Genomic DNA, 15,885 nt, shown 5'->3' on the forward strand with positions numbered 1-15,885 from the left:
CTCTGCACCCCTCTGTCATCAACCTGAGAGACTCGCGAAAAGACCTTTCGCTTACACCTTCGGCGCGGGCTCTCCCGACTTTCCAGATCTGCCTTCTTCCTTTTACGGTCCTTAAAGCCTGAGAGATTATGGGCTATTTCCCCTTCGGCGGCACTGCGAAAATTTGCAATCTGCACTCTCCCGCAAAAGAATGAAAGAAACGATAACGCTCTTTCCAGCATGATTTAATCTATAACCTATCTTTATCGCACTGTCATTAGTAAAGTGATAAACAGGCTCTCATTTTAAAACTTGCATAAGCTGCTTCAAAAGATTTATAATAGTATCCTTTTGAAGCTTACAAAAATTGTAAGAAACACATTTTAAAAAATTTAAGACAAAAATCAAAGGCTATAGACAAAAATGCCCCTTGAAAATCATGCAAAACGTCACACACTAAAAAGATCGCAAAGCAATGTTCTTTTTTGTGCAATTCAACCTTAACGATAGGGTTTCATATTCTTTTAAGAATAAGGAGTTCAAGTATTTTATAGGTATGATTTTAATGCACAAGAAGTGGATTTTTTGCTTTCTCAATAGTGTCATAAAATGCAATGATTGACAGACTAAAATTACCGAATAAAGGTCACAACATACTCATGAAAGCTGGTAATATCTCCTATAACTGCGAAAATGATCTTCCAAAACAAATTGCTCTTTTCCCTTTAGAAGGTGCACTTTTGCTGCCCGGTGGTTTTTTATCCCTCAACATTTTTGAACCAGAATCGCTTGAAATGGTTGAAAATGTTATGGTATCGGACCGTCTATTGGGTATTATTCAACCCCTTTCATCCGGTGCGGACCGCTTTTCTAAACAACTTTATAAAACAGGCTGTATAGGGCGCATTACAAACTACAGTGAAACAGGCAATGGACAATTGTTCATTATATTACAAGGTGTTTGCCGTTTCACCTTAAAACAAGAATTGACAAATACAAAGTCCTATCGAACAGCTCTCATCCAATCAAACATAAAAGACTTACAAGAACTCGATATTGAAGAAAGCATTAATCGAGAAAGCTTACTCGACGTTGTTGAGAAATATCTGACCATACATGAAATGGAATATAATTGGAGCAGTATCATAGAAGCCCCTACACCTATATTGGTGAATGCTTTTTCAGCTCTTATCCCCTTTACACCAGCAGAAAAACAAGCTCTCCTTGAAGCTCCAGATATCAAAAGCCGAGCCCAAACTCTTCTTGCATTAACAGAACGCTCACTGATGAAACAAACAGGAACAGATTACCGTTTAAACTAATGAACGTAAAAACATGAAAAAAATGACGACAGATCCCAAAATGCTCGAATTGCTTGTCTGCCCAATGACAAAAGGCACGCTCTCTTTCAACCGCAAAACACAAGAGCTTATTTCTCTCAAAGCCAAACTCGCCTATCCTATTCGTGATGGCGTTCCCATTATGCTTGCTTCAGAAGCACGCCCTTTGCAAAACGATGAAAAAATAACGCATAAAAAATAAAAAATCCTCGTTCATTTTTTCTGGAACAAGCTATTAGCAATCACTGCTTTATGAAAAGCTCTCTTGTGCTCATGCAATCTTTTAAAAAACTGATCCATGCCACGCCAGGACCAACATTCTCTCTTTACCAACACCCAATATTATCGTTACGCTAAAAAGTCTTTTTGCTTTTGCAAGCCGAAAACAAGCTTCCGTTTCTATACAAAAGAGATGGATAATGGATAAAAGTCATAGAGTTACAATTTAAAATATCCCCCATAATAATCACCAAGAAATTATCCAAAATCCCATCAAAATAAAAAGAGGCATTGCAACAGTTGCATGTAAATTTTGCAAAAAGCAATCAAAACAACTTCTATAGCTCTGGTTGACGATTAAAAGCAATTGCCTTATGAATAAAGCTTGTGTTTTTGGTCATATACGCGACGATTAATAGGGCTTGAAAGCCCTAAAATCATGTATAAAATGAACCCGCTTTGCGGACATCTCTGAGTTCCGGGGATTCTTGTTATGTCCAAGTACTTTAAGCACTAAAAGCAAGAGGCTGACTCGGTTTCAGCACTTCCAGATCCCGGAATGCCAATGCGAGGGCGCTCGCGACCAGTGGAAACATAAGTACAAACTAAACATCCACATTTTCATGACATTTCCATAGGTTAAAAAATGCGCTTTATTTGCTTGGAATAAGCAATTTGAATTTCGATTGACGATTGAAAATAATTCTCTTATGAATAAAACTTGTGTTTTTGGTCGTGTACGCGACGATCAATAGGGCCTGGAAGCCCTAACATCGAACGCAGAACAAATCTGCTTTGCGGATATCCCGGAGTTTCCGGGGGCTCTTGTTATGTCCAAGTGCTTTCAGCACTAAAAGCAAGAGGCTGATTCGATGTCAGCACTTCCAGACCCCGGATACTAATGCGAGGGCGCTCGCACCCATTGGGGGCTTTAAGTGCAAAAAGTGCAAACTAAAAATCCACATTTTTACGATATTTCTTTGGGCAAGAAAATTCGCTTCAAAAGAAAAATCATGGGGATTTCTCAAAAACAATTGGGAAATCATTTGGGGGTAACATTCCAACAAATACAAAAATATGAAAAAGGTTTAAATCGCGTAAGTGCAAGATGTTTGCAGGAAATTGCTGATAGACTCGATGTTCCCATTTCCTTCTTTTATGCCGATAGCGCACAAAAAGAAAATAGCCTCTGTTATTATGATGACCAAATATCGAGTAAAGAAGAGTATTTACTTTTGAAAAACTTCAGAATCCTTACTCGTAAAAAACAAAAGGCAATCTTGCAATTGATTTCTGATGAAAAAAACAGCCTCTTATTTTCATGAATTTACGGAAAAGAAATCAATGTGTTGAATAACATTGAAAAGCATTTTCAACTGTCTCCCCTAAAGGACAAAAATTTCTATCTGATCTGGAAACAGCCTGAGTAGAAATCTTTGTCTTTGGAGAGGGAGGGAAGAGATCAAATAATTGAACACTGAACAAATAAAAGATAAAAAATCTTCCAACGCGATGCATCATACCATCTTTTAAAAATTAAAGAACGTGAAGAGAAACAATTGACAGAAGATAAAAAATTCACTTAAGTGCACTCTCAAAGAGATGAAGACTTCGCATAAAATATTCAATTTTTTCAATTCTGAAAGATTAAAAAAGACCGAATTATTTGAAATAAAACTAATTTATTGTGCGAACGATTATGATTGATGTGCAAAAAATGAGATTGTTGAAGATATAATTTAATGATGTTCCTTGACCAACTCACTCTCTCCTGAGTATAGCGCGGGGAATAAACGTGGAGAGACACGAAGGAGTATAGAAAATGAGTTTTAAAGTTGCAATTGTCGGCGCAACAGGAAATGTCGGTCGTGAAATGCTCACAATTTTAGAAGAGCGTGGTTTTCCTGCACACGAAATTGTCCCTCTGGCTTCACGACGCTCATTAGGGCAAGAAGTCTCTTATGGGGATAAAACTTTAAAAGTAAAAGCACTGGATACTTATGATTTCTCTGACACAGATTTGTGTCTTATGTCTGCGGGGGGAAGCATTTCCAAAGAATATGCCCCTAAAATCGCTGCTGCCGGCTGTGTCGTTATCGACAATTCCTCCACGTGGCGCTATGATGCCAATGTTCCGTTGATTGTCCCTGAAGTCAATGCACAAGCTGTAACTGCCTTTTCTAAGCGTAATATTATAGCCAATCCCAATTGTTCAACCATTCAACTGGTCTTAGCTTTAAAACCTCTCCATGATGCTGCCACCATTAAACGGGTTGTTGTCTCTACATATCAATCGGTTTCTGGAGCTGGTAAAGAGGGAATGGACGAACTGTTCGAACAATCACGCGCAGTGTTTGTTGCAGATCCAATTACATCAAAAAAATTCACAAAGCGCATTGCCTTTAATGTCATTCCCCATATCGATATTTTCATGGAAGATGGTTATACAAAAGAAGAATGGAAAATGACGGCTGAAACGAAAAAAATTCTTGATCCCAAAATTAAATTAACAGCTACTGCGGTTCGGGTTCCTGTCTTTATCAGTCATGCAGAAGCGGTCCATGTTGAATTTGAAAAACCACTCAGCGTATCTGAAGCACAAGAGCTTCTCCGCGATGCCCCCGGTTGTCAGCTTATCGATAAACACGAAGATGGTGGCTATACCACACCTTATGAATGTACGGGAGAAGATGACACCTTTATTAGCCGCGTTCGTGAAGATATCACCGTTGAAAATGGTTTAGCTTTCTGGGTTGTCGCTGATAATTTAAGAAAAGGAGCCGCATTAAATGCCGTTCAAATTGCTGAATTGCTCATTTCTCTTAATTTGATAAAGCCTAAATCGGCAAATTAACCATTTCTCTATCCGAAAGAATGAACAGCTAAAGAGCCGGTCTGTCAAAAAGTCTGGCTTCTCTTCAAAAAAAATCTTCCCCTACTGTGGATTTATATCATCACCCTAAAGGACAGATTCAGGACATTGATAAATTCTACTCGTTAAATATCCTTGAATACCTTGCCACCTTAAAGAACGCAGATCTCTATCTACACTGCTCTTGTACACAATCGCACTTTGTTAACGCGTTTGCACCAATCACCGCCTTGATGCCGCCTTACGACACAACAGTAACAAGGAAAAAAAGCCCTGGCCAGTCTACAAAAAATACCGCTTTTCTTAAGCAAATTCCATCAAACATTATCCTAAAGGACAGTATCTCGAGGCGTTGATAAACTGGATTTGACCCTGAATATTCTTAACTCTCGCCACCTTAAGTTAACCCTCGCCGCCTTGATACCATTTTACAGTACAATAGGATCAGCAGCATAAAGCATTTTCTTCTTTATGCTGCCATTTTTTTGTCATCTCTCTTTTTTGTCATCCCTCTCGTGAGATTGACTTTATCCTTATCGAGCAGGATAGGTCACAACGCGGTAACGCGTTTCATTGCGTTCAAAATTTTTGTCATTAACCTTATCCGGAAAGAAGGGATTATAAGCATTGACGTGCTTTACAGAAACGCCTTGTGCTTTTGGAGATGGATTTAAAATTGTCCGTTCATCCCTTTTTTTGACACCTGTGGCATCGATAATCACATCGGTTCTGTACAGTTTTTGCATGTTTTTGCGTGTTTTTTGCATCACCGGAAGCGCCTTAAAGTCAGAAACAGCCTGTTTTACTTTTTCTTTTGGCGATTTTATTTCTTTTGGCGATTTTATAATGGCGTTTGATTTTGCAGACATCTTCTTCAAAGAATTTACGGGCATCTTTTTAAAAGCAACGGTGGGAACATTGTTGACATTGACATAACGTGCAGATGCCCAGCCAATTTTTCCACTATAACCAAGCGAACACCAAGTTTTATTGGATAGACAGCCATAAATTTGTACTTTTGCTCCCATTGGAACCATTGCGATCACTTTATAAGCTGTCGCAGGGCCTGTGCGTAAAGACACCTGACCTGATGCAACACGGGCAACTGTTCCAGCAATGGTTCCAGCTTGTGCATGAAAAGCAGTCATTGCCACCCCTGACGCTCCTAAAGCCCATAAAGTCATCATTGTTGATAAAAATCTCTTTCTTAACATTATTTTTTCCTCTCTAACATGTGAAGGGCAAAATATTCGCCTTTGCAAAATTTGCCGCGTTTAAATCTAATACTCACCGATCTTTCTTTTCCCCCAAAGCCCCTAATCCCATTGCAACAAAATCTCTCTTTGTTCCCTCCACCCCTCTACACGAACACGGTCTTTTGATCTTGATTGCACAGTCTATTCCTTATGAATTAACAGCGAAAACATTATCCGATTGCTTGACTCTTCAATCAATCGCCTCTTAAAGAAGTTTTTAAAGTGTCATTGGTTCCCTCAACAAAGGATGATATTTCTCCAAAACTGCCGAAAATGGAGAGAAAAAGAATACTCTTTTTTTAAATAAAAGTGATTGAATATTCTCTAAAGCTTGTATAGGCTCAGATTTTCTTAAAAAAATACAGAGTATATTGAAGATTCCCTCAAAAAATCTCTTATAAAAGAAAGTTAAGAGCACATGACATTAAATTTTTTTTCTCGTAGTCGTCTTAGAGGATTATTTCTCTCTCTCTTGGCACTTTTTTTGTCTACTGCTTTTTCCATGGCTGCAGACAAAACAAAAATCAAACTCGGTATTATGGAGGGACGGGATGCGATTATCTGGAAAGTTGCTGCTGAACAAGCTAAAAAAAATGGTTTAGATATTGAACTTGTTTATTTTTCTGATTACGCTTTGCCCAACGACGCAGTTAACGCAGGAGAGATCGATGCCAATGCTTTTCAGCACGCCCCTTATCTTAATGAACAAATGAAACAACGTGGCTATAAACTTTCAATTGTCGGCTATACATTTATTGCTCCAATCGGTATTTATTCACACAAAATCAAAGACTTAAAAGATCTGCATGATGGTGCACATGTTGGTATTCCTAATGACCCATCAAATGGTGGGAGAGCCTTACTTCTTCTCAATTCTTTAGGTCTCATTAAATTAAAAGATCCTCATAATATTCTCGCATCTCCCCTTGATATTATTGAAAATCCTAAAAACCTGCAAATTCGTGAACTCGATGCCGGTATGTTAGGCCGTGCAATTGACGATTTTGATATTGCAATTGTAAACACAAACTGGGCTATTGTTTCTGGATTAAACTTCGAAAAAGATGTAGTTGCATGGGAGAGCGCAAAAAATAATCCTTATGATAATATCATCGTTGTACGCACGAGCGAAAAAGATAAACCATGGGTAAAAAAATTAGTTGCCGCTTACAACAATGAACTTATCCGTGCAAAAATCAAAGAGGTTTTTGGTACAACAGCCCAAACATCTTGGTAATTATGCCAAACATCCCGGTAATCGTGAATGGAAAAACCTACTCTTATCTCCTTAAAAAACATCAGCCGTTGTTTTAACAAAACGGCTGGTGTTCCGGTGATTAATAATCTCTCTTTAAATATCCATGCTGGTGAAATCCTTGGCATTATCGGGCGCAGTGGAGCAGGAAAATCAACACTTATTCGCTGTTTAAATGGGTTAGAGAAAATTGATGCAGGGTCAATTTTTTTTGAAGGTGTTGATATTTCAAATCTATCAGAGATAGAATGGGCGCCTTATCGACAACGGATTGGAATGATTTTTCAACATTTCAATCTTCTCTCATCACAAAATATTCTTGATAACATTGCATTGCCCCTTAAATTAAGTGGTGTCAGTAAAAAACAACGCCACAAACGCGCCCTTGAACTGATTGAATTGGTTGGGTTATATGGGAAAGAATATTGTTATCCGGCACAATTATCCGGAGGGCAAAAACAAAGGGTTGGCATTGCCCGTGCTCTAGCCGCTAATCCTAAAATATTGTTATCCGATGAAGCAACTTCTGCTCTTGATCCTGAAACAACACAATCTATTCTAGAGCTCCTTGCGAATATTAACAAACACCTCAATCTCACGATTGTGCTCATTACCCATGAAATGGAAGTTGTACGCACCATAGCGCATCGCGTCGTTGTTCTTAATCAAGGACAGATTGTAGAAGAAGGACGTGTGAAAGACATTTTTACATCACCGCAAGATGATACAACTATCGCCATGCTCAAGCTTGTCACGCCACAACTTCCTGAAAAATTTGCAAAAAATCTCAAACCAATCGGGCGAGAAGCTGTCATTGAAATCAATATCGCTGGTGAAATTGCCCAGCAACCTTTTCTTCATCTGCTAGAAAATGAGAGTGGTTTAAAAGCACGTATTTTGCATGGTGGTATTGATACCGTTCAAGATGAAACCATTGGGCGACTCTTCTTGGCTCTTCCTGGAGAAGATAAAGAAGCTTTAGACAAAGCTGTTCAATGGTTAACGAAAAAAGGACGATATTGTGAGGTACTAGGTTATGTTTAATGTTCTCACGCATGAACTTCCCCAAGCTGTTATTGATACAATATTGATGGCACTTAGTGCATCTTTTATGGCATTTATTATAGGGCTTCCCCTTGGTCTTCTTCTTCATACAACAGCACGTGGAGGGATTTTTGCCTCATCTCTCATCAATCGCCCTTTAAGCATGATCATTGACAGTATTCGTGCTATTCCCTTTATTATTCTTGCATTTTATCTTCTTCCCGTTACGCGTATCGTTGTAGGAAAAGGAATAGGAATGCCTGCTGTAATTTTTATACTGACCATTTCAGCCATTCCTTTTTATGCACGCATGGCCGAACTCTCTTTTAAAACCGTTGAAAACGGCCTCATTGAAGCTATCCGCTCTATGGGTGCAAGCCGTCTTCAAATTATCAGACATGTTCTTATTCCTGAAGCTCTCCCTAGCCTAATTACAGGTTTTACAGTCATGGTCATTTCTCTCATAGGCGCCACCTCACTTGCCGGATATCTTGGTGGAGGCGGTTTAGGAGACATGGCAATCCGCTATGGCTATCAACGTTATAATACCTTCATCATGACCGTCGTCATTATCCTTTTGATTGTGCTCAATATTACAACCCAATGGATTTCCGATAAAATCGTACAAAAACTTGATAAAACAAAGCACTAAAAGACTTAGAATTTCACGAGCTTGCATTATCATTCTCTTTGCCACTTCCAAAGTGCAACACCTCGCAAGTGAAACACCCCTTGGTAATCGAAAACGCTCATAAGAGATTAGGAGCTTTTTTCTTAAACAGTTTTTATCTTTCTCCATCCGTCTGTAACCAAGCAAATAGTTTTAATGACTTCACTGTAAAAACGAGATGAAATGAGAGATCTTACAGCATTCAAAACTCTCTCTCCATAAAACGATAAATTATCATGTTAAATCACTCTCTTGATCATGATCTGATCGCAACTTAGACAAGATATTGATTTATAGTGATAATATAGCGTTATTCATATTGAATGAGAACACCGAATATCGTCAGATCTTTCATTTCAAAGCTCTCCATGTTGAATCAATCAAAATCGCCTGCACATTACAAATGGGATTAGCGTGTGGATAAAAAACTATTAAGAAAGGACTAAAAATGGCTCTTATGAACCGTCTTAAGAAAAGTCTGTCGCAATGGGAGCTGGCAAATATAACGATGGTACCGACTTGTTACTTCATAAACGTAAAGATGGGGGCTCAATGGCTTTATCGTTATACCATTCACGGGCACCGTCACGAAATGGGCTTGGATGCCTTGAGAAATGTTTCTTTTAAAAAAGCCAGTGAACGAGCAACCCAATAGCGTTCTGTTTTGCATGAGAGGCGTGACTCCATTAGCAACACCCCATCAAAACAATCGAACAGACAAAACAATCTGCTATCGCTATCAAGGCTATAACACCTCCACCATAATTATGATTGATCACTCTTAATGTATGATTGTTGTCTCCCAAAGTGTTTGATCAAAAATAGCAATCTCTTGCCAATCCATTGCTGGTCTATTAATGGTTTTATGACGTTGTTTTATTTTTTAAACAAAGTTTGTTCTTTAACTTTCTACTTATAAATCAAAATCTAAACCAAATACAACAGCCTATTTTAGAGACATATTGAGTTGGATAAAAGCTTTAAACACTGTTCCTTCTTTTATATGCCAAAGTGCAAGAGAACTTATTGCATATCTATCAAGCATAATTTCTAAAATGGGAAAACTGCCTAATTTTGGAAAAATATTAAAGGCGTAAAGGTGCAAACCAATTTTCATCTTTACCATCATTCTTTAGTTCGGCATGAAGGTTTTCAAAAGCGTCTAAAGCCATATTCTTTAAATAATGGAGATTACGCATTGCCTCACACTTTTTGTTTATCACGTTCTTTAAATGGGGCCCCCCTGCTTGTAAAAACAGAATGTCCCAAACGAAATAGACCTCGCGTCGCATATTCATGCGCTTATTTTAAAGAGGCATCAAAGCCCTCAAGCTCATTTCGCGATAGTATCCGTGAATGGTATAATATTCAATTCATTGAGACGCCATCTTTACACTTCATAAAAACGTAAACCGGCACATCATACACTTTGCCAAATCCCAGTGTTGTAAACCACCCCTTAACACTCGAGACAGTTCGGTATACCTTTCTTGTACAGCTTCACTCCATACAGATTTGACCGCTTTTAAACATGCAAATGAGTGGTTTTAATTATTTCAACATGAAAATAAATTTAGAATGAAAGCATCTTACGATATTCTAGCCTCGCATTCCGGATGAATGACACGATAAAACAATACATTCTCAATGCTATATCGAAGAAAATTCTAATAAAATTGTAGGAAAATCCTTATAAAATAAAGTACTCAAATAATTTTAAAGGTTGGAAAATTTTTCGCCCAGCACAGCAACAATAAGCCATTGAGCCGTAAGGGCTGGTTTTTTTAATTTTTCTACCTCCACTGTCACCCCATAATGGAAAACCACGCGACCAGAAGGGCGAATTTCGGCATCATCTAACAAAAAACGCGCACGCACCCGAGCTCCCGTTTTCACAGGACTCATAAAACGTACTTTATCGAAACCATAATTAATTCCCATTGCAGCTCCTTCTAACTCTGGAAGAGCTTCATAAGCAAGTGTAGACAAAAGCGATAATGTTAAAAAGCCATGAGCAATCGTTCCCCTAAAAGGTGTCTTTTTGGCTTTTTCCTCATCAACGTGTATCCATTGATGATCATCCGTAGCGCCTGCAAATTGATTAATCATATCCTGTGTAACAAGACGCCACTCCGATAATCCTATTTCTTTTCCAATAAAAGTAGCAACATCTTGTACTGCGATTTTTTGCTGCATAACGCTATTCCCATTTTATTTGATAAAAACAACCACCCCTCTTGCTTTTATAAAACCCATTGATTAGAGCATCAAGAATAAAAGATTAATTAATTGTCTTAAAAACAAATACACCGTATGAATAAGAAACCTTTTTTAACAGAATAGTTTTCAAATGGGAAAAAAGAATGGCAAGCAATGTGAACCTAACAGGTTTAGCGCATGATTTGAAGCAACGTGCAGAAAACCATCCCCCCATTCGTATTGGACTGATTGGTTGTGGTGAAATGGGCACAGATTTATTATCAAGTATTGCGCATATGGAGGGGATAACAGTCGCCGCCGTCGCCACGAGAACACCGTCACGTATTTTTGATGCTGCAACACTTGCCTATGGCGAAGAAGGACATGTCTGTGAAGTTGAAAATGCGCATGCCCTCACACAAAGCATTGAAAAAGGTTTGATTGCAGCAACAGACGATATTGACCTTGTTTTGCGCCATGAACAAATTGATATTATCGTTGATGCAACTGGTTATCCTGAAGCAGGAGCAGAAATTGGCTTTAAAGCGCTTGAAAACAACAAACATCTTGTCATGATGAATGTTGAAGCCGATGTTACGATTGGCGCGTATCTGAAACATGAAGCAGAAAAAAGAGGCCTTATTTATACCCTTGGTGCTGGTGATGAACCGACTTCCTGCATGGAACTCATCGAATTTGTTTCAGCTCTTGGGCATAAAATTGTTGCAGCGGGGAAGGGAAAAAATAATCCTCTCCTCTTTGATGCCACACCCGATGCTTACGAAGAAGAAGCACTCCGCCGTAATATGAATGTGCGCATGTTGGTTGAATTTATTGATGGTTCCAAAACAATGGTTGAAATGGCAGCAATTGCCAATGCCACTGGACTTCTCCCCGATTGCCCAGGAATGCACGGCCCCCAAGCAGCACTGCAAGATTTAAACAAAGTCCTTATCCCAAAACAAGATGGAGGCATCTTGCAACAATATGGTGTGGTGGATTATTCAATAGGTCAAGGTGTTTCCCCAGGGGTCTTTGTCATTGCAGAAATAGCACACCCACGTTTACGCGAGCGTATGGAAGATTTAAAAATTGGTCAGGGACCTTATTTCACCTTTCACCGCCCCTATCATTTAACAGCCATGGAAGTTCCCCTCACCTGCGCACGCGTTATGCTGTATGGCAAAAAAGATATGGTTCCCCTTAGCCATCCCGTAGTAGAAGTCTGTGCTGTTGCTAAAAAAGATTTACACCCAGGTGATCAGTTAGACTTCATCGGTCTTTATAGTTATCGCGCTTGGATCATGAATATTGCAGAAGCACGCGCTCACCACGCCATTCCTTGTGGTCTTTTAGAAAAAGCAACAGTAACAGCTGCAATTAAAAAAAATGAACTCATTACAGTGCATAATACGGCTATTCGTGAAGATCAATGGATTGCGCGTCTTCGTGCCAAACAAGACCTTTTACTTCATTGCCCTTCTCTCGGCTGATCTATAAATATCCTCTTCTTATCCTAAAAAATTCATTGCTTTACAAGACAACGCATTGATTTATAATGATAATCTATCATTATTCATATTGAATGAGAATCCCAAATAACGTAAGATTCTCTCATTTAAAATCTTCTTATCTTGAATCAATCAAAACCATTCACTTGCACATTACAAGCGGAGCTGGTGTGTGGATAAAAATCGTATAAGAAAAGACTAAAAATGGCTCTTATGAACCGCCTTAAGTGCTAAAGACTGTCACACATTAGAGGCTGGCAAAGTGTGTGATGGTGCCAGCTTGTTATTTCATAAGCGTAAAGATGGAGGTGCTCAATGGATTGCCGTTATACCTATTCATGATCACCACCATGCAATGAAATCGGCTGCCTTAAGAGATGTTTCTTTAAGGAACAATATTCCTTTTCTATATGAAAGTAACGCATAAAAAATAAACGCATTCTGGATTAAGAATACTTCCTTCGTGAAGATTCCGTGAATTGCAAATCTTTATATCAAACAAGACCTTATACTTGCCCTCTCCCTCATCTATCCCCTCCTTATCACCTTACTTAACAGCATCCTTTCCTTAGGCAACAGAACAACCCAGAATGTACTTGTATTGCAAATTCAAGTGTCTGTTTTAATAAAAATATTTTCCAACGCCGCGCATCAGCACCTCTCTCTCACAAGAAAGCCTGTAAATACTATAAAACCTCTCCATGAAATAATATTAAGATTTATTATATATCTCTATCTTTACGCCATAAAGATAAAAACCGGCATCATCGTTTTATTTTCCCATTCCCAATATACGATAGCCCTTGAGCCTTAGAAATAATTCATGAGAGAATTTTTACTTTTTTCTTAAAGAGTTGTTACCCATACAAGAATGCACCTTGTGATAGGAAAAAAATTCTTTTGATGGATTCAACATGAACAGACTTGCAATGATAAATATTTATAAAGCAATAAATTTATTTTTAATTTAATATATTAATTTATAATGATAATTTATCATAAACTACTTGTTAGAAGAGAAAATACAGAACTTTTGTTTTATCTCTTCTTGTTTTTTATTTTACAATATAAGAAATATTTTAAAAAGGATACATATAGCTTTGATGAATAACCTTTATATAAAAGTAGCAAAACAATATGAAAAGGCTGATAAAGAGGATGAAAATACTAGCCTTACAACAAGAAAATGGCCATAAACTGTAAAAAGTCAGGTTACCCCATTTTGAAAATGAAAAACATTAATTGCAAGGTGTTGAACTTTAATAACATCAACAAAAGATACGTTTAGTATTAATAATAGTGATTTTTTTCATTCAATACAGTATAAATAACTTCAAATAGTGATTTTTTCAAAATAATGAAGTGAACGAAAAACGCATCGACAAATTCAATGAATCTTCTACTAAGATCAGTATTCTCCTAAAGTGTACATAACATTCCTAAAATAGAGACAACAGCACCAACTATATCGCCACAACATAAAGAAGCAAGAAGTGATACAATACCTATCCCACCCCAAAAAGCTGAACCTGAATATGCAGAAACTTTTTCAGCCCTTCCAAAAGCAACGCTATCTTGTTCCTCAACACCGTAAATGATAGCGCTATCCACCACTTTAATAACTACATTGTTTTCTGCTGTAGAAACAATAACTGCCGTACTTTCTTGAAATTGATTTTTCACAAAACTTGCATTCCCCTCTATAATCTGTACAAAAAAAAGAATAAGTAGTGTAAAAGTAAATGAACATACACGATTTTTAAATATTTTAAACATAGCTTTCTTTGCTCCTCTTTTTCTTTGCAGAAAAAGTTAAATAATATTCATATATATAAAAATAAATAACACAATATGATATATTGTCTTTAGTTGCAAGACAATATATAATACATTATGTATTACATGTAAAGTGAAAAATATAATTTAAATTAAAAAAAATAAACACTGATGAATTAAAAATAATAATAGAAGTTTTTTTTAATATCATACTTGAGAAAAGTTATTTGAAAATAACTATAAATCCTAGCGAAAACAATTGCGTATAGTCTCATATTATGAATAATAATTTTATTAAAGTTATAATATATCAATAGTCTCTATATTCCATTATCACTATTTAAAGGTTTAAAAATTTGTTAAAATAAAAGATAGATTGTTATTTTTTCATAATAATAATTTATCAAATTCTGTATAAAAATAAATTTTAAAACGGTATAATATTAAAAATATGAAAATATAATAATACTTGTCGAGATACGAGAATGATGGAATAGTGTCTTGAAGATCCTTTATTACATCACTCATCGAATCTGCAAAGTTTTCTATCGGACACATCAAGAATAAAATTGGCTATCAAGTAAAAATAGCGATCTAAAACAAATATATCATCATAAATACGTCTCTTAAAATGGAGGACTATTTTTAAAACAATTACAAATTGTCAAAGAGCTATGAAAATCTCTATTTTCAAACAGAAAATACATTAACAAAATGAGTTTCACTTTTTATTAATATATAAAACATCTCATAGCACCTTTACAAAGATCATATAGCTCCCCCTATTTCGTATAGTATAAAACATTGAAAATTTTGATTTTCAAAATTAACAAAACGCACTTATAAAATAAATTGACCTCTCAGATTTACAAAAATATTATAAGAAAAATTGGAGTGATAAAAAACTACCTAAAACCAAATACAAAAATAGTCATAAAAAATGAGAGCATTCCCCAAAATAATGAAAAAAAACTTTCTTGCTTAACTTTCATAAAAGTTATTTTATTTGTTTCTATAGTAGTATAAATCAAATTCATATCTATATTTTTATTAAATATATTTTCTTTTTGATGATTAAAAAATATTTTACTTTGAAATAAATCTTTATCAAGATTTATATGACTCTCTGCAGTTTGTGCAAAAAAAAGAATGAATGCTATAAAAATATAGAAATAAAACTTATTTTTAAATATTTTAAACATAAATTTATGTTACAATATTATTTTTTTAAATAAAAGAGTAAAATAATAATAAAATTTGAAAAATTAAAAAAACATTATTTTATAGTTATTATTATACTTTAAAATTATATATTATTATTTAATGAAAGTATCATTAAAACTTGAATAAAAATTGATCAAATATTTTCAGTAAAATTGATAAAGAAAACTATTAGAAAGTCGTATTTTGAAGAACAAGCTTCAAGATAAGTATATTGAAAATATAGCTCTTGAAACCTGATATTAAATAATAAATTGATCAACCACTCATCTTAAAAGCGAGGGACTGATTGATAATCATAATATATCGTTTTATATGTTGAATACAAAGCCTGACGATTATAATTTTCTCTTAATTTAAACGCTGTTTATTTGAATCAATAAAATTTATTTGCTTGCAGATGACAAACGAAAGTGGTGTGTAGGTAAAAAACTTGAAGAAAAAATATAACTTTTGAGGTATTTTAAGAACCAAATGCTGTTGTAAAAATGCGAGTTGATAAAACGTACGATGGCGCCCCCCTTTTACCTCAATAAGTATAAG

Annotated in this window: 13 protein-coding genes, 1 pseudogene and 2 riboswitches; of the genes and pseudogenes, 10 read left to right on the forward strand and 4 right to left on the reverse strand. The window is 36.1% G+C overall.

What is annotated here, in order from left to right:
- Positions 1 to 2: 2 nt before the first annotated feature.
- Positions 3 to 94: riboswitch (glycine riboswitch) on the reverse strand.
- A 1-nt stretch (position 95) separates the two neighbouring features.
- Positions 96 to 193: riboswitch (glycine riboswitch) on the reverse strand.
- Between the two features lie 445 nt (positions 194 to 638).
- The 4 genes from BTR_RS08330 to BTR_RS08345 all read left to right on the forward strand — a co-directional run bounded on the left by BTR_RS08330 (position 639) and on the right by BTR_RS08345 (position 4,392).
- Positions 639 to 1,301 carry an LON peptidase substrate-binding domain-containing protein gene (locus BTR_RS08330; protein WP_012232160.1) on the forward strand — a complete coding sequence of 221 codons (663 nt, stop codon included), beginning with the start codon at positions 639 to 641 and terminating at the stop codon, positions 1,299 to 1,301.
- Between the two features lie 13 nt (positions 1,302 to 1,314).
- Entirely contained in the window at positions 1,315 to 1,521 is a 207-nt protein-coding gene (locus tag BTR_RS08335; protein ID WP_012232161.1) for a Trm112 family protein, read from the forward strand.
- Between the two features lie 961 nt (positions 1,522 to 2,482).
- On the forward strand, positions 2,483 to 2,863 hold the full coding sequence (locus BTR_RS08340; protein WP_038474653.1) for a helix-turn-helix domain-containing protein: 381 nt from the start codon (positions 2,483 to 2,485) through the stop codon (positions 2,861 to 2,863).
- 497 nt (positions 2,864 to 3,360) lie between these two features.
- Complete coding sequence (locus BTR_RS08345) at positions 3,361 to 4,392, forward strand: aspartate-semialdehyde dehydrogenase (RefSeq protein WP_012232163.1); 1,032 nt, start codon at positions 3,361 to 3,363, stop codon at positions 4,390 to 4,392.
- 551 nt (positions 4,393 to 4,943) lie between these two features.
- Here the strand turns inward: BTR_RS08345 and BTR_RS08350 are convergent.
- Positions 4,944 to 5,624: an SH3 domain-containing protein gene (locus tag BTR_RS08350; protein ID WP_012232164.1), complete on the reverse strand. Its 681-nt coding sequence runs from the start codon at positions 5,622 to 5,624 to the stop codon at positions 4,944 to 4,946.
- 460 nt (positions 5,625 to 6,084) lie between these two features.
- Here BTR_RS08350 and BTR_RS08355 point away from each other — a divergent pair, with 460 nt between their 5' ends.
- The 4 genes and pseudogenes from BTR_RS08355 to BTR_RS13070 all read left to right on the forward strand — a co-directional run.
- A complete protein-coding gene (locus BTR_RS08355; RefSeq protein WP_012232165.1) occupies positions 6,085 to 6,903 on the forward strand; it encodes a MetQ/NlpA family ABC transporter substrate-binding protein in 819 nt (272 codons plus the stop codon).
- Positions 6,904 to 6,930: 27 nt separating this feature from the next.
- Positions 6,931 to 7,965, forward strand: a complete 1,035-nt coding sequence (locus tag BTR_RS08360; protein ID WP_012232166.1) for a methionine ABC transporter ATP-binding protein — start codon at positions 6,931 to 6,933, stop codon at positions 7,963 to 7,965.
- On the forward strand, positions 7,958 to 8,617 hold the full coding sequence (locus BTR_RS08365) for a methionine ABC transporter permease (RefSeq protein ID WP_012232167.1): 660 nt from the start codon (positions 7,958 to 7,960) through the stop codon (positions 8,615 to 8,617). Before BTR_RS08360 ends, BTR_RS08365 begins: the two co-directional genes overlap by 8 nt.
- Before the next feature lie 466 nt (positions 8,618 to 9,083).
- Positions 9,084 to 9,356 (forward strand): annotated as a pseudogene (locus BTR_RS13070) (integrase arm-type DNA-binding domain-containing protein); the annotation flags it as partial.
- Positions 9,357 to 10,351: 995 nt separating this feature from the next.
- On the opposite strand, the gene BTR_RS08375 reads toward BTR_RS13070, so the two are convergent.
- Entirely contained in the window at positions 10,352 to 10,831 is a 480-nt protein-coding gene (locus tag BTR_RS08375; RefSeq protein WP_012232171.1) for a MaoC family dehydratase, read from the reverse strand.
- A 167-nt stretch (positions 10,832 to 10,998) separates the two neighbouring features.
- Between BTR_RS08375 and BTR_RS08380 the strand changes: the two genes are divergently transcribed.
- Together BTR_RS08380 and BTR_RS13075 are read left to right on the forward strand one after the other, a co-directional pair.
- Positions 10,999 to 12,327, forward strand: a complete 1,329-nt coding sequence (locus BTR_RS08380; protein ID WP_012232172.1) for an NAD(P)H-dependent oxidoreductase — start codon at positions 10,999 to 11,001, stop codon at positions 12,325 to 12,327.
- A gap of 280 nt (positions 12,328 to 12,607) precedes the next feature.
- The gene (locus BTR_RS13075; RefSeq protein ID WP_012232173.1) at positions 12,608 to 12,772 is read left to right on the forward strand and encodes a hypothetical protein; all 165 of its coding nucleotides are present in this window, start codon (positions 12,608 to 12,610) and stop codon (positions 12,770 to 12,772) included.
- 992 nt (positions 12,773 to 13,764) lie between these two features.
- Here BTR_RS13075 and BTR_RS08390 read toward each other — a convergent pair.
- The gene (locus tag BTR_RS08390) at positions 13,765 to 14,028 is read right to left on the reverse strand and encodes a hypothetical protein (protein ID WP_244393430.1); all 264 of its coding nucleotides are present in this window, start codon (positions 14,026 to 14,028) and stop codon (positions 13,765 to 13,767) included.
- A 998-nt stretch (positions 14,029 to 15,026) separates the two neighbouring features.
- Positions 15,027 to 15,323 carry a hypothetical protein gene (locus BTR_RS08395; protein ID WP_038473849.1) on the reverse strand — a complete coding sequence of 99 codons (297 nt, stop codon included), beginning with the start codon at positions 15,321 to 15,323 and terminating at the stop codon, positions 15,027 to 15,029.
- Positions 15,324 to 15,885: the final 562 nt, after the last annotated feature.

Origin of the sequence: Bartonella tribocorum CIP 105476 (assembly GCF_000196435.1) — a bacterium.
Lineage (GTDB): Bacteria > Pseudomonadota > Alphaproteobacteria > Rhizobiales > Rhizobiaceae > Bartonella > Bartonella tribocorum.